Origin of the sequence: Taibaiella sp. KBW10 (genome assembly GCF_003852495.1) — a bacterium.
Classification (GTDB): domain Bacteria; phylum Bacteroidota; class Bacteroidia; order Chitinophagales; family Chitinophagaceae; genus Edaphocola.
On sequence record NZ_QAJI01000005.1, the window covers coordinates 428,002 to 451,469 of the forward strand.

General features: G+C 40.8%; 14 protein-coding genes. 10 read left to right on the top strand and 4 right to left on the bottom strand.

Annotated elements, in window-relative coordinates; all coding sequences use genetic code 11:
• The first annotated feature begins 165 nt into the window (after positions 1-165).
• Positions 166-2,577: a heavy metal translocating P-type ATPase gene (locus DBR32_RS12355; RefSeq protein ID WP_124636645.1), complete on the top strand. Its 2,412-nt coding sequence runs from the start codon at positions 166-168 to the stop codon at positions 2,575-2,577.
• 93 nt (positions 2,578-2,670) lie between these two features.
• Here DBR32_RS12355 and DBR32_RS12360 read toward each other — a convergent pair whose 3' ends face one another.
• On the bottom strand, positions 2,671-3,699 hold the full coding sequence (locus DBR32_RS12360) for a bestrophin family protein (protein WP_124636646.1): 1,029 nt from the start codon (positions 3,697-3,699) through the stop codon (positions 2,671-2,673).
• A 310-nt stretch (positions 3,700-4,009) separates the two neighbouring features.
• Positions 4,010-7,003, bottom strand: coding sequence for a histidine kinase (locus tag DBR32_RS12365; RefSeq protein ID WP_158605981.1), 2,994 nt, complete (start codon positions 7,001-7,003; stop codon positions 4,010-4,012).
• A 744-nt stretch (positions 7,004-7,747) separates the two neighbouring features.
• On the opposite strand from DBR32_RS12365, the gene DBR32_RS12370 reads away from it, so the two are divergent.
• Positions 7,748-8,263: a TlpA disulfide reductase family protein gene (locus tag DBR32_RS12370; protein ID WP_158605982.1), complete on the top strand. Its 516-nt coding sequence runs from the start codon at positions 7,748-7,750 to the stop codon at positions 8,261-8,263.
• Positions 8,264-8,532: 269 nt separating this feature from the next.
• Here the strand turns inward: DBR32_RS12370 and DBR32_RS12375 are convergent, their stop codons facing one another.
• On the bottom strand, positions 8,533-10,365 hold the full coding sequence (locus DBR32_RS12375; protein WP_124636649.1) for a cytochrome-c peroxidase: 1,833 nt from the start codon (positions 10,363-10,365) through the stop codon (positions 8,533-8,535).
• Positions 10,366-10,390: 25 nt separating this feature from the next.
• Positions 10,391-13,576, bottom strand: a complete 3,186-nt coding sequence (locus DBR32_RS12380) for a metallophosphoesterase (protein ID WP_124636650.1) — start codon at positions 13,574-13,576, stop codon at positions 10,391-10,393.
• 328 nt (positions 13,577-13,904) lie between these two features.
• Here DBR32_RS12380 and DBR32_RS12385 point away from each other — a divergent pair, with 328 nt between their 5' ends.
• The 8 genes from DBR32_RS12385 to DBR32_RS12420 all read left to right on the top strand — a co-directional run bounded on the left by DBR32_RS12385 (position 13,905) and on the right by DBR32_RS12420 (position 23,326).
• Positions 13,905-14,234, top strand: a complete 330-nt coding sequence (locus tag DBR32_RS12385) for a helix-turn-helix transcriptional regulator (protein ID WP_124636651.1) — start codon at positions 13,905-13,907, stop codon at positions 14,232-14,234.
• 50 nt (positions 14,235-14,284) lie between these two features.
• Positions 14,285-14,752 carry a DUF6428 family protein gene (locus DBR32_RS12390; RefSeq protein ID WP_124636652.1) on the top strand — a complete coding sequence of 156 codons (468 nt, stop codon included), beginning with the start codon at positions 14,285-14,287 and terminating at the stop codon, positions 14,750-14,752.
• A 249-nt stretch (positions 14,753-15,001) separates the two neighbouring features.
• Positions 15,002-15,421 (top strand): arsenate reductase ArsC, encoded by a 420-nt coding sequence (locus DBR32_RS12395; RefSeq protein WP_124636653.1) that lies wholly within the window; start codon positions 15,002-15,004, stop codon positions 15,419-15,421.
• Position 15,422: 1 nt separating this feature from the next.
• On the top strand, positions 15,423-16,484 hold the full coding sequence (gene arsB / locus DBR32_RS12400; RefSeq protein ID WP_124636654.1) for an ACR3 family arsenite efflux transporter: 1,062 nt from the start codon (positions 15,423-15,425) through the stop codon (positions 16,482-16,484).
• Positions 16,485-17,007: 523 nt separating this feature from the next.
• Positions 17,008-18,144, top strand: coding sequence for a hypothetical protein (locus tag DBR32_RS12405; RefSeq protein ID WP_124636655.1), 1,137 nt, complete (start codon positions 17,008-17,010; stop codon positions 18,142-18,144).
• Positions 18,145-18,146: 2 nt separating this feature from the next.
• Entirely contained in the window at positions 18,147-20,948 is a 2,802-nt protein-coding gene (locus tag DBR32_RS12410; protein WP_124636656.1) for a T9SS type A sorting domain-containing protein, read from the top strand.
• Positions 20,949-21,322: 374 nt separating this feature from the next.
• Positions 21,323-22,234 (top strand): hypothetical protein, encoded by a 912-nt coding sequence (locus tag DBR32_RS12415; protein WP_124636657.1) that lies wholly within the window; start codon positions 21,323-21,325, stop codon positions 22,232-22,234.
• A 177-nt stretch (positions 22,235-22,411) separates the two neighbouring features.
• Positions 22,412-23,326: a hypothetical protein gene (locus DBR32_RS12420; RefSeq protein WP_124636658.1), complete on the top strand. Its 915-nt coding sequence runs from the start codon at positions 22,412-22,414 to the stop codon at positions 23,324-23,326.
• The last annotated feature ends 142 nt before the right edge of the window (positions 23,327-23,468 follow it).

Sequence of the window (23,468 nt, forward strand, 5' to 3'; positions counted from 1 at the left end):
GACCGTTTCGGACGCATAAATTATATTTTTATCAAGGGATGCAGATTGTACTATACGCGGCATCCCTTTTTCATGTGTATGGGTAAATCTTATAAATGAATCCCATAATCATGTAATAGCCGCCGCAGCTCCCCTAAGTATCTTTGCTCTATAAATCAGCTAAGTATGGCAACAGATAAAGCATTAAAGATCCATATTCCCCTGGAAGGGGTAGAGAGTGAGCATTGTGCCTTGATCGTAGACAAAGGATTGGAAAAGATAAAGGGTATTTCGGAGCATAGTGTAGCCCTCAATAACCGTATGGCCACCATTAGTGGTGAGGAGGAAGTATTACCGTTGGCGGTACAGACCATCCGGGATCTGGGTTATGAGGTGGCTTCCGTAAAGGCTACCTTCCCGGTATTAGATATGACCTGTGCTTCCTGCGCGGTCAGCGTTGAAAGTATGCTTAAGGCACAGGCCGGAGTGGTAAGCGCCTCGGTAAACTATGCCTCTGCTTCCGTCGCGGTAGAGTACCTGCCTAATATGATTGATGCGCAAGCCTTACGGCAAGTCGTACAATCTATAGGCTATGATTTACTGCTGGAAAAGGGTAATGAGGGGGCTGAAACCCTCGAAGCCCTGCATGCGGCAAAATTCAGCCAACTCAAAAGCAAAACTTTATGGGCCAGTTTACTGAGCTTGCCGGTGGTCATCATCGGGATGTTTTTTATGGAGATGCCTTATGCCAATGAGCTGATGTGGGTTTTATCGACCCCGGTCGTGCTTTGGTTTGGTAAGGATTTCTTTATCAATGCCTGGAAACAGGCCAAAAACCGCTCTGCCAACATGGATACCCTGGTCGCCCTGGGTTCGGGAATTGCCTATGTATTCAGCGTTTTTAATACCCTCTTTGCCGGCTTCTGGCATCAAAGAGGCCTGCATGGGCATGTGTATTTTGAAGCAGCAGCCGTCATCATATCTTTTATTCTTTTGGGTAAATTACTGGAAGAAAAAGCAAAAGGAAATACGGCGACCGCTATAAAAAAACTGATCGGCCTGCAACCAAAAACGGTGACGGTTATTGCGGAGAACGGGGAAGAATCGCTTAAGCCCATCGAAGCATTACAGAAAGGAGCATTGATTCTGGTAAAGCCGGGCGAGCAGATAGCCGTAGATGGTGTGGTCGTCAAAGGGAATTCTTACGTAGATGAAAGTATGTTGAGCGGAGAGCCCCTGCCCGTAGAAAAAAAGGAAAAGGAACCGGTATTTGCCGGTACCCTGAATCAAAAAGGTAGTTTTCAATTCCGGGCCGAAAAAATTGGTGCGGAAACCATGCTTGCTCAGATCATCCGCATGGTCCAGGAGGCACAAGGCAGTAAAGCACCGGTACAAAAACTGGTGGATAAGATCGCCGGTATTTTTGTTCCCGTAGTAATCGGCATTGCGCTGCTTGCTTTTGTGGCCTGGATTATTTTAGGAGGAGACAACGGCTTTTCTCAGGGTTTGATTGCCCTTGCAACCGTTTTGGTGATCGCTTGCCCCTGTGCACTGGGACTGGCTACACCAACTGCCATCATGGTCGGGATTGGTAAAGGAGCCGAAAAAGGAATCTTGATCAAGGATGCCCTAAGCCTGGAACTGGCCAAAAAAATAACAGCGGTGGTACTGGATAAAACCGGTACCATTACCGAAGGCAAACCTGTAGTGACCGACGCCTATTGGCTTACAGAAGAGGATGCCGCAAAACAAGTATTGCTCAGTATAGAGAAACAGTCGGAACACCCTCTGGCAGCAGCAGTCGCATTGTTCTACAAAGACCTAAAGGCGACACCGATTGAAGATTTTGAAAGCCTTACGGGAATGGGGGCGCGGGCTACAGTAGCAGGAATTACTTATGTGGTGGGTAAGCAACAATTACTCCTGGACAAAAACATTTCTATTGCCGCATCCTTAAAGCAGCAATCCGAAAAATGGAGTAAAGAATCCAAAACCGTCATCTGGTTTGCCGATGATCAAAATGCCTTGGCTGTTCTGGCCATTGCCGATACGATAAAAGAAACGTCCATAGCAGCAATACAGCAACTGAAACAGTCCGGAATAAAGGTATATATGCTTACTGGCGACAACGAGGCTACCGCAAGTGCCATTGCCGCGCAAACGGGTATTACGCAGTACACAGCAGAAGTGATGCCCGAGCAGAAAGCAGCTTTTATTAAACAACTGCAAAGCGAAGGCCAGGTAGTGGCGATGGTGGGCGATGGCATTAATGATAGTGCGGCTTTGGCACAAGCAGATGTGAGCATTGCGATGGGCAAGGGTAGTGATATTGCTATGGATGTGGCCAAGATGACCATTATTTCTTCCGATTTAAATAAAATACCCGAAGCCATAAAATTGTCAAGGCAAACGGTAGCGACCATTCGCCAGAATCTTTTCTGGGCCTTTATCTACAATATCATAGGGATTCCTTTGGCGGCAGGGATTTTGTACCCAATCAATGGTTTTCTGCTCAACCCCATGATCGCGGGTGCCGCAATGGCTTTGAGTAGTGTCAGTGTGGTGAGCAACAGCCTTCTGTTGAAATGGAAAAAATAAAAGAGTTTTCTATATTTGATTCAGGACCGATTTGAAGCACCATATAGGCGCTTTGAATCGGTCCTGAAAATTAAAGATTTGGCTCCTATGTACTTACATCAGTACTCCATTCTTAGCCGCAACGGGTTTCGGTATATCCGTTTCCTCCAACATTTGTAACAGATCAATTTCTATCGTTCGGCACAGAGACAGCATGGGTACATCATTAAACAAACCCTCAAACGGATTTTCGGAATAATCGCCGACTAATTCCATATTGACATATACCCAACCGATAATCACTCCAAAAGGCACGGAAAGCCAGATGCCGATGTCCCCGATTTTGGCAAACTCTGCTACGATACCAAAAGGAAGCATCACAATAAAGATACATACGAAAATAAAGCTCAAACCGCCGTACTGGCGTGGCAAAGGGAATTTCTTGATGCGCTCCAGTTTTCCCTGGTGATCAAAAAAATCGCTCAGCACTTTTTGCATATCACTGAACTTAATGTTATCAATGAGGTCTTCCCGTTCCAGCGCCGAAATCTGTTTGGCCTGATGGTGCATTAAATGAGTGGCTGGATTCGCCTTATTTTTTAGCTCCTGCTCTTCTTCCAGTTCTAGGTATTTCCGCCAATGCTTTTCAGCATCTTCTGCAGCATACAAGCCGAGACCAAATTTCTTACTGCGCTTTTCATTATACCGGCCAATGCCGATAAAGGAAAGGCTTACATGCTCCCACGGGGTGGGTTGCAACAGCTGATTGCGGAGGGTGTACAGCCAGTAGATATGCCGGTATATCAATTGCTGCTGCAGTGCCGTCACTTCTTTATCAGGAATGTTTTTAGAACGGATAAAGATAAGTACAATTGTACCCCAGGCACGGCTACTGTTTACAATACCACCCCAGATCTTACGGCCTTCCCATAGGCGGTCATAAGCCTGATTATTTTTAAATCCGACATAAAAGGCTACCGCCGTACCGATGAGTGATACCGGTAACCATGGAATCGATAGCCATCGCCAATGAGTAAAGTGATAAAGTGCTGCAATCAGCAGCATCCAGGCAGAAAGCCAGATGAGGTGATGGCCCGAGAAAGCCATAATACCCCGGAAAGTAAGTGATTTGTTGACAAGCATATTGTTGATCTTTTTTTCTGTTAGGTAATGGTTTTTGACAAGGCTATTGATGACCCTTACAATTTCTCTGTCAGATAAGGTTCTTTTTATCGGTGCTTGCTTGTCGTATTTGTTTTTATTATATCAAAGAAAGAACTATTTTTTTTAATTATTATCTTTTACAAAAAAAGAACAGAAAAAGTAAATAAAAATATCGGCCAAATACGCAAGGTGTCTACTGAGACTTATCATATGATCTCCTCAATACCGGTCGATAAGGATGTACCGTGCAGGGTAGTAATGATTTTTGATCCCGATATATTCCTCGTATTTAATAGGGAATTTTAAGCAAGATGAGGAAACCGCCCTGTTCATATTGGGCACTGAATGCAGCACCTATTTTCTGCGCCCGGAGTTTCATATTGTCAAGACCCATACCGGCTGTAGCGGCTGTAGCCGGACGAATACCATTATCATGAATGCTTAAACACAACATGTTCTTCTGCCGCAGCAGTCTGATCACTACTTCTTTTGCATCAGAATGCCGGATGATATTGGTCAGTGCTTCTTTATAAATGAGGTATAGGGCCTGCCGCTTGGCGGGATCGATAAAATGCCCGCCCGTAATTCCATCGAGGAAAAAAGTATGGCTGATGCCACAGGCTTGCAAACTTTTTTCTGCAAAGGCCTTCATGCGATCAATCATATTTTCATATTTGTCTTTGCGGTTATCCATAGACCAAACGATGTCTCTCATGGTTTCCATCGCTTCCCGACCCATACTGCTGATATCATTAAGCGATTGTTTGTTTTCTGTTGCTGTGGTATAGCTCAACAGTTCGCTCTTTATCGCAAGCCCCGCAAGGATACTCCCTACGTCATCGTGCAAATCCATACTGATCTTGGTTCTTAAATTGGCCAGATCCTGTTGCCTTTGCAGCTTTTGCCGGTAGCGGCTACGCATTAATAACACGACGATCGTAATAGTACATAATAAAAATAGGAGCCGAACCCAGATCAGTTTATGCCATATTTGCTGTACAACAATATTTATTTTATAAAAACGGGCGGTATCGTCATTCAAATCGGTAGATGCTTTTATTTCCAGCGTATAATCGCCAGACCGAAGGCTATAGAGATATATCCTACTGTCTAGTGAGTATTCCTTCCATTCTTCATTCTGCTCCTTAATGCGGTAGCTGTAATAAACTGTTTTATCAAACTCGGGAACGGAAACATTTAAGGTTATGGTATTGTCATAATGACCTAACACCAGGTTTTTTGTTGGATCGTTCCACACACCCAGATAATGATACTCTTTATGCCGGCTATTGAATATAGTAATATTACATATTTTTATCGGTTTCAACGTATTTGGGGATGGAGTATAGCAGGGTAATTCGGAATGTACAAAAGAGTACAGGCCATTAGTCGTGCCAAAGTAATAGCGACCATCCGATGCCTTAAAAGCCGCCGCCCGGTTGCATTCTGGCTTGGCTAGTGGATGGTCTTCATGAAGATTATAGAATTGTCTTGTTTGGGTATCAAAATATACAATACCCAAATTGGTGCCCAGATAAAAATTACCCAAAGAATCGGGCAGTATGGAAAAAATATTTCGGTTATGTAAGGTCCCTTTATCATTGTAAGGATCATGATATATAACATGCTCACCGGTGCGTGTATTGAGTAAGCCTAAACCATCTGCACAACCAAACCAAAGTCCTTCTCCGGAAAGGTGCAGTTTATTAACAGTTGCGCCCAGGCCTTTTTCTATTTTCAACTGCTTCCAGTCATATTTTTTTAATAGTTTACCTTCTTTGGTGATGAGTGCAATACCATTCCACTTGGTCGCCAGCCATAAATTATGCCCGGTCTGATCCGGAATCATATCGTTAATCTCTTCGATAGGCTCTCCATAACTGCTCACTTCTTTGTCTACACTATATGCTTTAAGCGTTTTCTGATTCAAGTCATACCGGAATAATTGTCCCGATTTCCAGGTATAAAACCATAAGGTATCCTTGTCAAGACATTGCGTCGTATGCTCCACTTTTTTCCAGTTCCCTAAAAAATGATGCTTACCGGTTTTGAGATCAACCATAATATTATTCCATAATAAATGGCCTTTCCAGTAATTAAGGCTGTAAGTGGATAATACGTTTGGGGGCATACTGCCAAACAATGGAAAAGGCTTAAACTCGGTCGACCCTTTTTTTAATACGATTAATCCGTTATAATAGGACGCATATATGTTTTGCTGTTCATCCTCGGCCAATGCTCTGAAACTTAAAACCGGGTTTTTAACCTTAAGATCCTTATCAATAGGTGCTGAAAAAATATTTTCCGTTACCTGTTTCTTTTTTAAAGTCAATATCTCACTTTCTTTAACCAGGTAAATATTATCTTTCCCGGCGAAGAAGATTTTGATCAGTTCATGATTCCCTTTTGAAATATCATTTACCTGATCATACTGATTATGTAGTTCAGACAAATCCTGTATGGTAAGGTCTTCCTTGTTAATTATGTAAAAGGAATGCTTGTTACCCAAAAACACTATCCCGTCTCTGACCGCAAACTTAGTCGGTATCTGGGATAGAGGGAATAACTCAAGCCGTTGAATCAATGGAAGAACAGGTAAAGACAGATATAATACGATCTTATCGGTTTGTTTATCCCAGGTATAAATGCGGGTACAATCCAGATTAAGGAAAAATACATGCCCTTCATCTACATATGTCATTAAAATAGCTTCTTTATCATCCGGGAGGTGATATTCATTGACCTGGCCGCCATCGGCAGCAACACGCAGTATCTGCTTATGATTACTGAGCCAATGATTGCCGCAACCGAATTGAAAAGATCTGAAGTGATCGGCTTCAAAAGAACCGGTATAAATCTCTTTCGAATCTTTCTTATCGATCACGCGCCTGATATGATACTTGCCCCGTTTCTGGTCAAAAAATGCCGCCATCATATCGCTTTTATCGGAGATGCTCATGTCGAAATAAAGACCTTTATTCAGATCGTACCGAGTCCTGAACTTATATTTGACTTTCCGGTTTAGCGGGTCAAAGCAGATAAAATTATAGTAATTCCGCTCCTGTATATACAGCAAACCGGCAGCATCTTTACGCATGATGCCAAAACTCTCCATGGAAGAATCTTTTTTCAGGGGATATTCCAAACTATTGTTGGCGTAATTAATCAGCTGAGCGCCATCATATACATATAAACCCTTGGCACCCGAAAACCATACAAATCCTTCCTTATCTTCAATTGCGTCCACTAAAAACTCAATATTTTCTTTTGTATTAATTTGCAAAGGTTGCAATGTATACCGCGCCGGAATATAACGGTAAAGAGCAGGTATCTGAGCTTTCGCTTCAAAAACGCTCAGGCAGAATATTATAAGTGATAACCAACGCAAAGAAAAAGAGATAAGGAAAAATTAAATAATGGTTCATCCAACCGCATCTTACAAAAAGAAAATGCATTTTATCGACAAATATATAAAATGCTTGCAATATTACACTTTAGATGCCGGGCTTAGTAAGGGTAAAAGATCGATTTTTTATTGAAGCAGAAAACCCGTTGAACTAGTGTGTATAAGGCTAAAAATGCTGGCTACTATTATTTAATACATTCACAATTGTTTATGACTTATAAAAAAATAATTATATAAAATTGTTATAGAGTATAAACTTCAGACGTTACATTTATTTTTATATGTTTTGCTTAAGACGATACAGATAAATCAGATTTTTTCTGTGCTGCATTTTCTTTTATGAGTGGTGTATAATTAAAGAAGCCAATATATGCCACACCGGTTCCAGAAAGGATTATGCAAAAAATGATTATTAGCGCTCTTATTTCCGGAAAATAATATGCTCATTTTTCAACAATAACTACCTATACCTATGAAGACAAAAAACATTTTACTATCCCTATCCGGCTTTTTAACCGGCCTGTTGATTAGTATTCTGATTATTATGGTTATCGCGTACCTAACTGGATTTTTAACCGTTAAAAGTGCTTAGAGATGCAGCAAAAATATTTTAAAAAGGGCTTGATAACAGGAATTATTTTAGGAACTATACTCGCGGTTTCTGCACTGGGTTATTTGTATTACGTGAGTAAAAGAAATATGGCCCAAAGCGATGCGATAGGGAAAAGCAAGCATTTTAAGGAGTTGAATTTACCCTTAAAAGACCTGGAGGGAAAACCGGTAGATATGATGCAGTTCTCTGATAAGTATGTGCTGGTAAACTTTTGGGGTACCTGGTGCTTACCCTGTGTACAGGAAATGCCCATGCTTCAGAATGAGTACAAAGCGCTAAAGGAAAAGTATGTGTTTGTTATGATATCCGATGAGGATCCACAGACGATAAAGGCTTTTAAAGAAAAAAAAGGGTATGATTTTGTTTTTGTCAGAAGTGAGGAAATACTGCAGTCTATGATTGGTGTTTTTCCCACCACCTTTATTTTGGATAAATCGCAGCGTATAATATTTACCAAGACGGGGTCGTTTGAAAATATGGATCCAAATGGGTTTAAGCAATTATTGCTTAAACAGATAAAGTGATCATGATCTGTTTGATCGGGATGCCCCAATGCGCATAGGACGAAGGGTTAATATAGCTGCTCCGTCTTTAGCTCATGGTAGTATGCCATGATATCGAACAATAGTCGGTTGGCTATATAAACAATCCCCCGAAGTCCTGCTTCGGGGGATTGTTGTGTTCATGTAGGTCTTTATGAAAAGATTTATTACAAGATGAATAAGACTTACTTGTTTTTACTATTGACGGGATGAATTCCCTTTAACACGTACTTCCTTGCCGGAGGATCCGGCTATCGTTTTTTTCTCGGAGCATCATCATCTAAAGCTTGTAAAAAGGCAATGATGTCATTCATTTCCGCTTTTGTTAAGCCCAGCGGCTTTTCGGAAAGCGTTTGTCCGGGAACTTTCAAGCCCATTCCGCGGCCGCCTCCCCTATTATAAAAATCAAGTACTTCATTTAAATTCCGGAAGACACCATTATGCATGTATGGTGCTGTGGCAGCCGCATTACGCACGCTGGTGGTTTTAAATGCTCCGTTGTTAAATGAAATCGGGAAAAAATGAAATCGGCCACTGTCCGTATCTACGCGCCTACGACCTTTGGCATCCTGTTGTGGTACTCCGATTACTTCAAGTTCAGAACGATCATAGTAAGGTGGGAGTAGTCCATTAAAGAGTGGGGCAAAATGACAGGAACCGCAACTGGCCTTCCCCATAAAAAGATTAAATCCGCGTTTTTGTGCCGGGTTCATTGCAGTCTTATCGCCAGCGATATAACGATCAAAACGGGAACGGAACGGTGCGAGCGTTTGCTCGTAAGCCACTAGTGCAGCGGCTATTTGGTCTAACTGAATCGTTGTAGAGGAAGGCCAAAGTTCTTTAAATGCTTGCTTATAGTGCGGAATCTGGTTCAGTCGATATACTGCCGTATCCAAGGAGATATTCATCTCTAAAGGGCTTTGCAATACTACTTTTATTTGCGCTTCGAGACTGGTTACCCGGCCATCATAAAATTGCGCATGTTGGTATACGGCATAATAAAGGGAAGGAGTATTACGCATAACGAAGCTTTTTCCGTCCAGCGAGCGGCTCTTTATTAAACCGTCAGTAAAGGCCTTGTCCGGCCGGTGACAGCTGGCGCAGCTGCGGCTGTTATTACCAGATAAAGCTTGCTCCGAAAAAAGCCTTTTCCCCAGATGAACGAGGTTTTGTTGCTTTGCAGCCTCCTGAATACCGGGAAACGAAGAGGGGTTGATTGCATCCGGGCTGAATAGGTGGTCTGCGTTATGGTTCAAAGCGGGATGGGTATTCACATCCAGTTGTTGCGCTGAGATAAAGGCGGATAATTGCTCTTGTAGGGGTAGCATGGCATGCGTGAAAAAGGCCAGACGGTCGAAACGGTCAAAATGCTGATGCGGCTGTTCCAGCAGTGCAATTGCTGCACCAAGATGACGGCGAATAGCATCGGCATACGCGCCGGAATATTTTATGAGTAGTGGCTCCAGATTATCCTTCATGGCGCCGAGTGCAGTAGCCGATTCTTCCAGGGCACTTTTCAAAAGCGGCGCATCATATCCCGTGATGGATAAGGTGGATATCCGGATTAGCTCCAGGCGATTGGCCTCCAAAAGCGCGGCATCATCTACTTTAAGCCCATAAAGAATGCCGGGAATGTCCTTTGCTGTTGCCGCGACAACTTCGCATTGAGCACGCAGTTCCTCTTTATTTTGAAAGGGCTCAGTATCCAGCAGCAGTCCTTCAATATACTGAAGCCCTACCGGCGACTGGTATTCCATATAGGGTTCCTCAAGCTCATACACCGGTGCACGGTTATACAGATTCACCGGGTATTCAAAAAAGTATTCCATGAAGGCCTCAATGCGCTTGTAACTGAGCCGGCATGCCCTTAAGCGTGCAATAGCTTGCTGCCGGCCGGCTTTGTCTTTTGGCTTCAGGGCCGCTACCGCAATTTTTAACTGCTCGGCATGGTCTGCAAAGACCTTAGCATCTTTTTTAAAAGCCTCAATACTGGCGCTAACGTAGGGGGAAGCTCCTTGCTCATTCGCTGCAGAAACTACTATCAGACATACAAGAACAAGGAGGCTAATTACGAAACGCTTCATATCAATACACTTTAAAAATTAAATATTATTGTTTGCTAATGCTTTGTGCTGCAATTACCTTTCCCTGCTCATCTGTTACCTGCACCGCATAAATACCTTGTGCAAAGCGACTGAAGTCTATGTGTATACTGCTCTGTGTACAGGACTGTTCTTTAATAATCTGCCCGTTACTGTTATAAATAACTATGTTGGTTCTGGTTTTTGGTAAGCCTGCAATGAGTAAGCTGTTGTTTACCGGATTCGGAGACATGGTTACAGAGAGGGGTGCACAGGCCATTTTTACCATCTTGATACTACTGTATACAGATGATCTGTCCGAAGACAATATGTTGAGCCTGTAGTAGTTCATTCCTTCTGTGGGTGTATTATCTATAAAGGAATACTGGTTGCCAGACAAGCTGCTTTGCGGCAAGACGGTTCCCACCGGAATAAATACATTTGCTTCTGTAGCACGCTCAATGATGAATTTGGCTCCGGCTTCTTCCGTAGCGGTAGTCCATTGAATAGTGGCAGTACAATTTGCAGTAGCTGTGGCTGCGAAAGCGGTCAACTGAACGGGCAATGGTGTTCCCTGTTGCACATTCACTTTAAACGTGTCGGCCACACAGTTGTTATTGTCCTGTACAATATAGGTCATTGTATCTGTTGGGGCTACCCTGATCGATTTGGTTACATAAGCACCGTTATTCCAGGAATAGGTACCGTTAAACCTTGCAGTAAGTGTTACAGAATCGCCGGCATTAATCGTATAAGTCTTATGTACATTTACATCTTTCATCATAGTAAAATGATCACGGATTGTTCCATCGGCGCAAACCCATTTGGCATCCAGGCGATTGCCCTGTACCTCAAGCATCATCGCACCACCATGAGTGGCATCAGCATAAGCAGAAAGAGCTGCATGCGGGAAACTGGCTTGTGTGCCGCCTAACTGGCCTGCTGAACCGGAAACTACATATACCGTACCTGTAGGTTGGGTTACAGAATCTTTAATATAGGGGCAGGAATTGGCCGAGCCATCATACAACCCGCTCGACTGACTGATATTATGGACAGAGGGGTTAAATGTGGCTTCAGAACCGTAGTGGCCCTGCATAAGCTTTGAACGCTCATAATCATGACTGTGCCCGCAAAGTATCATGTCTACACCCATACGCTCCAGGATGCGGATGAAATTCTGGCGGATGTTTACCAGGTCGCCCTCACTGTCGGAATTATGTGAACCCATTGTATAGGGTGGATGATGCCAGTAAGCAACGACCCAGCCTTTGTTTGTATTGGCTGCAAGATCTGCTTTTATCCATTGTACCTGTGCACCTGTGGTATCATACATCAGTGTGGCACTATCTTCCTTTCCATAGGAATCCAGGGAGAGGAAGTGCACATTACCCACATCAAAAGAATAATAAGATTGCTTGCCGGATGGCACGCCGCCAGCTTCTCCATTGGAAGGCATCGAAAAGCTTTTATAATAAGGTGCTACACTATGATTGACTACAGAAGGCGATGAGGTACTATTACCATAGTCGTGATTTCCGGGTGCGGGAAATAAGGGATTTTGTTTCAGAAACCTGTTTTTATAGATATTGAAAAACTCCACCTGGAATTCTGCGTCCGTACCGGTTGTATAAGCATTGTCGCCCAACAAGATCCAGCTATCCATATAATTGCCACCTAAATAGGCGGCTACCTGGTCGCGTACATTGATCTGATTGGTAGAATTATTGCCACAATCGCCGATCACGCCAATGCGCAGTAAAGCCGTATCGCCGGCGGGGCGCAGGGTCATGAAATAGTTGCTGGTGTCTCCTTGCAGGGTATCGGTAATGCTGCCGATGCTATACCAGTATTTTGTATGTGGAGCAAGTCCATTTAAGACCAACTCGTGTTCCATCGTCAGGGTACTATCGGTTACGGTTCCGGTTAGTGAATTGCTACTCGTGCCATAGTGCACACGGGAACTCGTCGCCTGATCGGTACGCCAGCGTAAATGAATACTATTTGTCGTGGCTACTTGTAAATACGGTCCGCGGATCAAGCTTGGTTTAGGCATTATAGACAAATCCATATCAAATCCGAGATCTGAAGAAGTACCGTCACGTTGGTGCACTTCTACGGCAATGGTATTGATGCCATCTACCAGCAAGTTTTTAGGAACATGATAAGGGAAATAGGTGCTTTCGTCTACCCCGTCTACAATTGCGGAGGAAAAGGTCTGGTAATCAAAGGCACCGGCAGCCATATTACTGCGCAGTACTTCCTGGCCGTTTATATATACGATGGCTCCATCATCGCGCAAGAGGTTGAGCAAGAGTGTATCACTGAGTGCCGCTACAGAGGGCACATTGAATTTTTTACGGAAATAATACGTGATATATTTATTAGAAGCACTCGGTCCGTAATTCAGTATGGTGAGCGCATTATCGCTGTATCCTAATTTTCCGGGTCCCTGGCTCCAAAACGTGTCATTATAATTTGTCGTCGTCCAAGAGCTACCGTCCAGGCTGATACCGCTATCGTTATAGGCCCATTTTGAACCCTTCATAATCGGGAGTGTATCGATGGCGATTGCGGGGGGTGGAGTGTTCAGGGTGTATTGTACAATAAGTTGAGGAGCTAGCGCAGGGCTTCCATCATAGGCATAAGCATTACGCACGCCGGTGCCGGTAAACAAAAAGGCCAAAGCATTGCCTGAAGCCCAGCCCGGACGATTCACGATTGCCTGTACGATTGTTTTCAGTTCCGGTGTTCGTTGTTCTGCACCCTGCACACCTCCGGAAGTGGTACCCCAGGTGCTGCTGGTGGAACCGGCCCAGCTTACAGAATCGGAAGTGGGTGTGCGGTTGCTCAGGTTATTCGTTGTCGTGGTAAATGTAGCAGCGTTATCTGTAGCCTGACCCTTTATCACGATTGTTCCGGATACTGCATTTTTGTCTCCTTTGGTCGCAAATTGAATAAAGGCATGTTGTATAACGGCACCCTGTGGTAGGGAAAGGGTATTAAAACGGATGCCTATTTTCTGTGTTTGTGAGCCATCGGTCATCAACTCCAGGTCAGAACTGTTTAAAGACATCGAACCGGCGGTACCGGAGATATACTCTTCTGCATCGTCTGTATTAGCAGAAACAGATTTAGTAAGGGTTATGTTTGATTGTGCATGGCCGGTTATCACACCAGCACAGAGTAAACAAAGGAATAGTTTAGGTAGCATTTTCGGCATTTCAATTTTTGCGCAAAATGATCACTATTGCATTAAGGGAATATTAATGCCAGGTTATTAAATAGGTAAATTTTAGTTTCCGGTATCAGAAAACACTTGCCTATTGTATTGATTTTCCAGTGCTCCCATAGTTCAGCCCTTCAAAGCGGTACTAAAACGATAAAAACGTGCGTTGGTAGTCCATAATACAGCTTTGTTATTTATGCTCCTTCATGTTAGCATTATTCTTGACAGGATAAAAATGATGATAAATAATTGCCTCCCCGAAAAAATATTTTTGACATTATAGTTTATAATCGTAATATTGCGATATAGATTTATGGGACTCACAAAAACAGAAATATTCACTCGGGAGCAAAATCAGCTTGCAACACTTTTGAAAGCGATAGCACACCCGGCACGTATCGCGATTCTACAACAGATCATCGCAGCAAATGCTTGCATCTGTGGGGAATTGGTAGAAGAGCTGGGGCTTGCACAGGCTACGATTTCACAGCATCTGAAAGAGCTGAAGAATGCGGGTATCATTCAGGGTACGATAGAAGGTGTAAAAGTCTGCTATTGCATAGAACCCAAAATGTGGGCACTTTTAGAATCATTGCTCGGTAGCTTCCTGGGCTCCTATAAAAATCCTGAAAGCTGTTGTTAGCTTTTTTTAAATAAATCAATCGTTACATTGCAATATTATAATTAAATATTATGAAACTATCAGAAATCAAACAAATCCTGGCTACGGCAGAGGCCGTTAATTTTCAAGTAGAAAACGGAGCAGCAGTTCCGGAACACTTCCATGTTACAGAAGTGGGTATCATTACAAAAGACTTTATCGATTGTGGGGGCAAGGTGCGCCATGAAAAAGTTGCAAATTTCCAATTGTGGAACGCCGATGATTACGAGCATCGTTTAAAAGCGGGGAAACTGCTGCATATCATTGCTCTTTCGGAACGCATATTGGGTATGGAAGACCTGGAAATAGAAGTCGAATACCAGTCTGGAACTATTGGTAAGTATGATCTTGATTTTGACGGAACTAACTTCCTGTTACGCTCTAAACAGACTGCCTGTCTTGCGAATGAAGCTTGTGGACTTGAACAAACGGCACAAAAGGCAACCCATAATCCGACCGGGACAGAAAACAGTTGTACCCCTGGTGGCGGATGTTGTTAATTGGGTTGATTGAAGGAGCTTGTAAATAACTGCCTCAGACGGGAGTGTTTATAAATTGATTGGCGAAAATAGTACTGCCGAACAAATTGAACTAATGTGGTATGCAATCATCTATATATATAAAATGATAGTCACTACATGAATACAAAAGCAGGGTTTGTAAACAGCTATTAAAGGGCATTAATAGTTTTGTGAAGAAATGCCCAGGGATAGAAAGCGTAAAATTATCATTTAAATACAAAACAAGTTATGAAAAACATATTAGTACTCTGCACCGGAAACAGTTGCAGGAGCCAGATTGCCGAAGGCTATTTAAGGCATTTTGCTGGGGAGGCTGCAGAAATATACAGTGCAGGAATAGAAACGCATGGGGTCAATCCCAAAGCCATTGAGATTATGCGCCAGGATGGGATTGATATTTCCGGTCACACCTCAAATATGCTTGATGAATACAGGAATATTGATTTCGATTATGTGATTACGGTTTGCGATCATGCAAAAGAAAGCTGTCCCTATTTTCCAACCAAAGCTGTAACCTTGCATCATAACTTTCCCGATCCGGCGAAAGCAAAGGGTGGTGAAGAGGAGGTTATGGAAGCGTTCCGTGAAGTACGGGAGCTGATTAAAACATATATACAGCACTTCAATAAGGAACACCTAAAGCATTAACATGACATCAAACAATTGCATGCCTGTAGCAGGAAGAAAAAAATTAGGCTTCCTTGACCGTTATCTTACCCTTTGGATATTGCTTGCTATGGCTATAGGCGTGGGTATTGGTTATTTCATGCCCTCTTCGGCTGGCTTTATCAATTCTTTTTCGAGTGGCACAACCAATATACCACTGGCTATTGGGCTGATCCTGATGATGTATCCGCCATTAGCAAAAGTGAAGTATGAAAAAATGAGGGAGGTCTTCAAAGATACGAAAGTACTTATCGTTTCCTTGTTGCTGAACTGGGTTATCGGGCCCTTCCTGATGTTCTTTTTGGCGATTACATTTTTGAGTGACTATCCCGAATATATGGCCGGGCTTATCCTGATAGGCCTTGCCCGTTGCATCGCGATGGTTGTAATCTGGAATGAACTTGCCGAAGGAAACCGGGAATATGCAACCGGGCTGATCGCTTTGAACAGTATCTTTCAGGTATTACTATACAGCCTTTACGCTTATGTTTTCCTGACCGTACTACCACCATACTTTGGACTGAAGAGTTTGGAAGTGAGTATTACCATCGGCGAAATAGCAAAAAGTGTGGGCATTTATCTAGGGCTGCCTTTCGCTATGGGCATTGTGAGCCGCTATGGACTCATCAGGCTTAAAGGAGCGGCATGGTATCAAGATAAGTTTGTGCCCTTCATATCGCCAATAACCTTGGTCGCGTTACTTTTTACCATCTTAATTATGTTCAGCCTGAAAGGCGGCCTAATCGTACAGATACCTATGGATGTAGTGCGTATTGCGATACCGCTTGTGATTTATTTCTGCCTGATGTTTGTAGCCAGCTTTTTTACAGGAAAGTATTTTGGCGCAGACTACTCAAGGAGTACTGCTATTGCGTTTACCGCTACCGGCAATAACTTTGAACTGGCCATTGCGGTGGCGATTGGTGTATTCGGGATTAATTCAGGGACTGCTTTTGCCGGGGTAATCGGCCCACTCGTAGAAGTGCCGGTGTTGATTGCCCTAGTCAATCTCGCGTTCTGGTTTCGGAAGAAATACTATAAATAAAAAAAGCCATATGGAAGTTGTCTTGGCAGAAAAACCCAATTTTCGTTTGCAGACAATTGACCGTAACCCCGGTAAACAAAGTTGCCTTACCATTAACGTTTTTTACAGAGTAAGCGTTACATAAATTTTTCGATTTTCATCATTCTGCACATTTAAAGGTTATCAAATAGAATTTAGGCTTAGCCTTCAAGTCCATACATCACATCAAACACAGTTGTATCTGGTGGTCAAATCTAGGAGTGGAAAATGATCACCAGATAGTATGGTTCAAGATGAAAAGTAAAAATAAAGACCACTCTTAGTATTTAATCGATTAATGATGTCCCTAGATTTAGGGACATTTTTTTATTTATAATAAGTTCAATTTTGTGTTATTAATAACAATTAATAAAGTAGGAATTTATGAAAAACTAAAAAGTTAAATCCATTAGAGTTGGGATCGCTACCGGAATTTTCAATATCCTACATCAATGTATTAAGCCACATAACTATTTTTATTTACTCATCTATTTTAATCTTTTTTATGAAAAAAATTACACTCTTGATCCTAGTGATCTCAAGCTTTAAAGCTTATACTCAGGGACAAAATAATATTACCGTGCCCGGCAATGTCGATATCGGTGAAAAACTGACCGTAACAGGTAGTTCTAAATTGTTGGGAGGGGTCTTAACTCCCGGTATACTAGTCGGTACTGCGACAGACAATGTGAAAATCAGTTTGCAAAACTTATCTGGTGGTGGAAAGGTCTTAGCCTTTGGTTTTGCCGGACCATTCGTTGAATTGCCTACTACCTGTATTAAACCTTACAACAGCAGCTCCCTTTCTATTTTCAATACCAGAGCAGGTGTGGTGCACAGTGCCAGTCCCAATATGCTGGATTTCAACAATGACGGAGCTAATGGGCTTATTGACTATGGCTATGACATCGGCAAGTATGCTCTTCTAACAGAGGAAGGCAGCGCACCAGTACCAATTCCCGCTTTAAAGCTCAATAGCTTGTGTTATGGTGATGTAGAGATTGCCAGGGGCGGCGGCTACGTTGCCACAGGAAACTATCTGGAAGTAGGAACTCCTGTCCGTAATGGGGGCGTCGCGTTGAATGTATTTGCCAAGAACAGAATCGGGCAGCGAATTACGGCCAATTCCGGTTTCCCGGTAAATTTCCCTAATCCGCCAGCCGTTTATAATACACAACTTTTTGTAAACAGAGACCATATAAAAGCGCTGTCAGTTCTTAATACTGTAACGAATACCAATGGGGACGAGACTTTTGTGGTATATGGTAGTGGCAAAACGCATATAGGAATGGGTAGACCATTGCCTAACGGAGTGGCTGCTAATGCTATGTTGAGCGTAGATGGTACCATACTCGCTAAAGAAGTAAGGGTAGCCATTTCTACTGCAACACACTGGGCCGATTATGTATTTGAACAAGACTATAAATTAATGCCCCTGCAAGAAGTAGAAGCCTTCATTATAGCCAATAAACACCTACCCGAGGTGCCTAGTGCTCAAGAGGTAAGTAAAGATGGTATTGAAGTGGCTGAGATCAGCGCAGTGCTGTTAAAAAAAATTGAGGAACTAACACTATATACCATCGAACTACAGAAGAAACTGGATGCACAACAAAAAGAAATTAATCATCTACAAAAACACTAGTTATGAGATATTTAATGATATTGTTTGTTGTACTAAATTGTACTGCAATTGGACAAGTCCCTCCACCGCCGTATATTTTAAATAGCGGAGGCATGAACACCGGGAACATGTTTATTAGCAATGAATATAAAGTATTTATGACTGGCCAAGTTTCCAATGATGCTGTATTGGACATTCAAGCTAGTCAGGAGATTCTGCTACAATCAGTTACAGATATAAATGCATTTTCTCAAAATGGGCGCTACCGTGCTGCAATTAAACCAGGGAGTTTTGATCCCATTTCATATCACCCAAACGGGTGGACAAATATTGGTAAATGGGACAGGTTTGAAATAGGCATTTCCCTTCCATTAACCGTAGATCAACAGGTAGAAGATTTCTTAAATGGTGTAATAACTGCCGGAGCCATAAATCCGTATGACTATGACCAAATCAAACTAAAAGGAATATATACAAACGGCTCAAATTCTTACGAAAGATTCGGTTTTTACTATCGTGATATTACATCTACGAACAATGGCACATCATACACTCAAAATAAATCTAACAAACCCTTCAGAATCAGATTTGCACCAAATGCGGTTGGATATTGGACTGTACATCTTGAATTAATAGTTAACGGATCAGTCATTGGGACGTTTGACGGGCATTTTGACTGCATTGATATAGGCAAACCCGGACCGGTATCAATAGGTCCGCATAACAGATTTCAGTTTGAAGGGGGCAATACGTTTTTTCCAATCGGACAGGATTTCGGTCCGCTCATTCATAATAATGGTCCGAATCAATGCGGTAGTATGATGCAGCCAAATGATGTTACAGAGTATATAGGACACATCACTAATCTTGCGGATCAGGGCGGAAACTTTATTCGCATGCCCATGGACATACACAATTTCGCATTGGAATGGGAAGAAGCCAGAGTATATGGCGCTAATAGGAAACCAAATGAAAATTTCAAAAGACAATTTAGTGCCAACAGCCTGGATAAAGTATTAGATAAAATAGAAAGTAGAAATGTCTACAGTATCCTCTTAACGGAAACAGATCAGGTTTTTCATATTGAAAGCGCCTATAAATGTGGTAATGTGAGCGAAACAGAATGGCCTGCTCATCCTTATGCTGCTTTAACAAATTATGGTATATATGAGCCCTTAGATGTTTTTTCCAAAACAAATTTGTTTAATGATGTATACAAAAAGAGGTTGTTCTATATCCAGGCGCGTTACGGCTATTCCCCCAACCTGGCTGCCTATGAAATATGTAACGAAGTTGATGGAATACAGAAAGGGAATAATCTGCATTATGAAAATAATAGTGCTACCCGTGACATCGTTTACGATTGGGCTGTGAATACAGCAAACTATTTTAAGTCTCTTTATCCTTATCACATGGCAACGATTAGCTTTCGAGATATTTCTCTACAAGATCCGGCTAATGTACAAAATCCAACAAGCAACTCTGCCTTTGATTTTCGATCTCCGCATCATTATGGCAAGGACATAGGGGTCCCAATAAAAAGGGCAAAAAATGTCAGTACACAGTTATATGGACATAACGGTTCAGAAATGTTTCCTGAAACTACCAGAAAGCCAGTGCTTTTCGGTGAAATGGGCATGTCTGATGAAATGGGAAAAGCGGATACCTGTACAGATGTAGAATTTCACAAAGGTATGTGGGCATCTGGCTGTAGTGGAGCTGCCGGGGCCGGACTATATCGCTACGGTTATGAAAGTGACAATAAACGGAATCTCCATTTCCCAGCATTACATGCTTTTTTTGACAATATGCCTTTTGCAACTGATGAATTTACTCCTCATAGGGAATTGGCACCATTAATAAGCATAACTCCAGGTGGTATAGGGCAAGAGGATCCAACCACGGGTATTATATACAATTCAAGCCATTCAGGTCACAAGGCCTACGGCTGGCTATATAGTGTATATTTTTATTGGGCTAACGACCCTTATTTACAACCATATTGTATTCCTAATCAAGGTATGGGGTCTCCTCCTGCAGGTACACCTAATGATCAGATAACCGTAAGAGGATTTCAAAATGGACAAGATTATAATGTCGAACTATGGAGAACTTATGGAGGTGGAGGGGTGCAATTTTTCTTCCAAGAAACAGCAACATTACTTGGAGGAAATATTAAGTTAAAGAGACAACTAGGCTCCTGTATCACATGTGAATATGCACCCGATTATGGCGTAAAAATATACAAAGAAGATGGTCAGTTTAGAATGGCATATGCCGACGAGTTCAAAGATAATAACAAAGGTGATATTTATCTCATAAACGATACCATGGATTGGCAAAAAGATGGCTTTCAGGTCACTGGAAAATTTAATCCTAACAACACCTATCACCATTGGGATTTCGGAGATGGAAACACTTCGGATGAACAATATCCTTTTGTAATTTTCTCTCAACCAGGAACTTATCATGTTGTTTACGCTACACTCAATTCTCAAAAGGATACAGTACGTTATCATCAAACCGCGGTAGTTTTGGAGAACCAACCAAAAACGGGTAATATAAGTGATCATCAAACTAGTACTGGGGATAAGATTAGTGTTGAAATTGTTCCAAACCCCTCGACAGGTATATTTAAAATTATACATCCACTTGATGTTACTGTCAATACCATTAATGTTTACGACAGCAAAGGTTCGATGATACTAAGTAGTAAAGAAAACACATCTTTAATTAATTTGTCTAAGTTTTCTAATGGCTTATATAACATTGTAATTTTTACAGATAAAAATGTGATCTATAAAAAAGTCGTCAAAATTGAATAGTTACTATAAAATTAGAAGCAATAAGCATGTTTTGTTTAACAATGTGAGATAGTTATAGAAAAACACTAATCGATATTTCAGAACGAGACACAAGTAAGTAACAAATAAAGCTCCTTCATTTATGAAGGGGCTTTATTTGTTACTGCTGTCCGGCTAGGAGTATTGAAAATTATTTCTTGCTCGTAGTATCTGCGGTAGTTCTCCTTGAGCTAATCACCACCAAAAACGAATTATGTTCGTTTTTTTCTTAAATTTAAACTCATATAAAGTTGTTTTGCCTTGCTTTGACGCAGAATTTCAGCTTACAGCCACAAATTCTCCACCTACGGCAATACCCAAAACGTTGCCTGCAATATTCAGAACCCTACCGTTATATGAGAATTCTACTTATTTTAACTGCCACTTTTTTAATGAGCATAAACCTATTCGGACAAGATGACCCATTAAAATTTTTTTATGTCATTGATAGCGTCGCTTTTAAAAACAATATTAGGGTGAAGTTTGACACTCTTCATAATCCGCCAAACCAAAATACAATTACTAAGTATGATACTTTAGGAAGAAAAATTTTGTTTTATTATACTAACAGTAAATTTAAATACAAGAATGTATACAAAACTTCTGCCGATACAATTTTATGTTTTATTAGTACAGTATCAAATGAAAATCTGACTGAAAAAGTCATAGAAATACAAAAGTATTTGTACAATAGTAATGGGAAAATTATTTTCAAATCCAATTGTTATAAAAACTCAAATAATATTTCTGCCCAATTGACTAAGTTCTATTACGACTCGTTAAACAGAATCACAGCAAAACATTTTTATTACGTTCATAATTTTTCTAAAGAATTAAATGATCACTATTCCACAAATGAGGCGTCTTATGAACTAAATACTGCTGAAAATTACTTTTACGACAATAAAAACAGACTTATTTTGATTAAAGAAATGACAGGACCTTTTGAAGAACGCTACACAGATAGTTTGAAATATGACAACCAAGGAAGATTAAAGACGATAATAAAATTTCAGAAGTATGGTTCAATTGGAGAAATTAAGCAACGCGACATTTTTTATACAACGAATTACGTTTATTCTGATAGTAGTTGGACAAAATATGAATCAGTTTGCGTTGGCGAAAAAATTGAAGCAACTAAAGGTGCTTGGAAAAGTCCTACAATTGAATACGTATTTTCAGAAAACGGATTATTGATTAAGGAATATATGGTTTACGACAACTCAAAAGAACTACATAAAAAGTATGACTACCAATATTTCAAATAAACATACTGCAGCTGACGAACAAAGGCTGAACTTTAGTAATTCAATTTAACTTTAGTGCAAAACTCGGCTGACGGAACGCTATTACCGCACCATCGCAAATATCTAATCAGTTAGCGGTCAGGCTACCGCAGACTCGGACGAATCCAATAACTTAATACAAAAAATGATTCTAATTAAATGACAAAATCTAAAATAAAAGTCTATTTGACAATCTTCATCAGTTTTATAAGTCTTTTGTTTTTTAGCACTTCTTTTGGACAAAATTCGAAATCCAAATCAATAAAAAATAATTTATTACCAAAAGAAATAACACTTAATCCCAATACTATTAAAATCATAGATAGTATTTATGTGTTTAAAAATGGTATTCAAAAATTAGAGACAATTCAATTATTTGAGCTAAAAAACGGCATACTTGTTTCGGGCAATAGGAAATATTATGTTAATGATACTCTTAACCAAACTACTAATGATGTATTTGATTCAAATGGGAATTGTATAGAGAGTAACACTCTTTTACATTTCAAAAATTCAAATCAAATATTTGAAAGAAAACTAGATGAATATGGCAACATAATACAACTCACAACAACTGAAAATAACAAAGTGAATATATTAGAATATAGAAATGCATACGAAAAAAACAAATTGGTTGACGTGTCAGCTATTTCTAAAAAAACTGGTGATATACTCAAGAAGACTTCTTTTAAGTATGATTCAAGAGGAAATTTAATTGAAGAGTGGTTTAAAAGTTCATATTTAGATGCCAAAAATCTGTATCAATACAATAAAACTAATCAAGTAATATTACATAAACATATTAGGAACGGTGTATTAAATGACAGTATAATATACCATTATGATAAAGGGTTGCTTTCCAAAAAAGAATGGTATGAGGATGCTTTCGCCAATCCTATGATTAAAAATTACTATTATAATGAAAAACAACAACTCATTTTAGAAAAACAAGAAGATCTTAATGAAAAGACTGAATATAAAAATTTTGATTCTTTTGATAATTGGCAAATTAAAGAACAGTATTCTTACAAAAATATTAACAGATTGATCAAAAGGGTATTTATAAATCGTTAGTACCGTTATAATTTAATTGGCCAAAAACCCGAACTACTAACATTCTATTGACAATAGGCGGGCAGACCGTGCTACTATGATACTTTTACTAAATTTAAACTTCGGTGCTTCTATTGAGTTTTGGTGCTAAAAATCCCGCCCA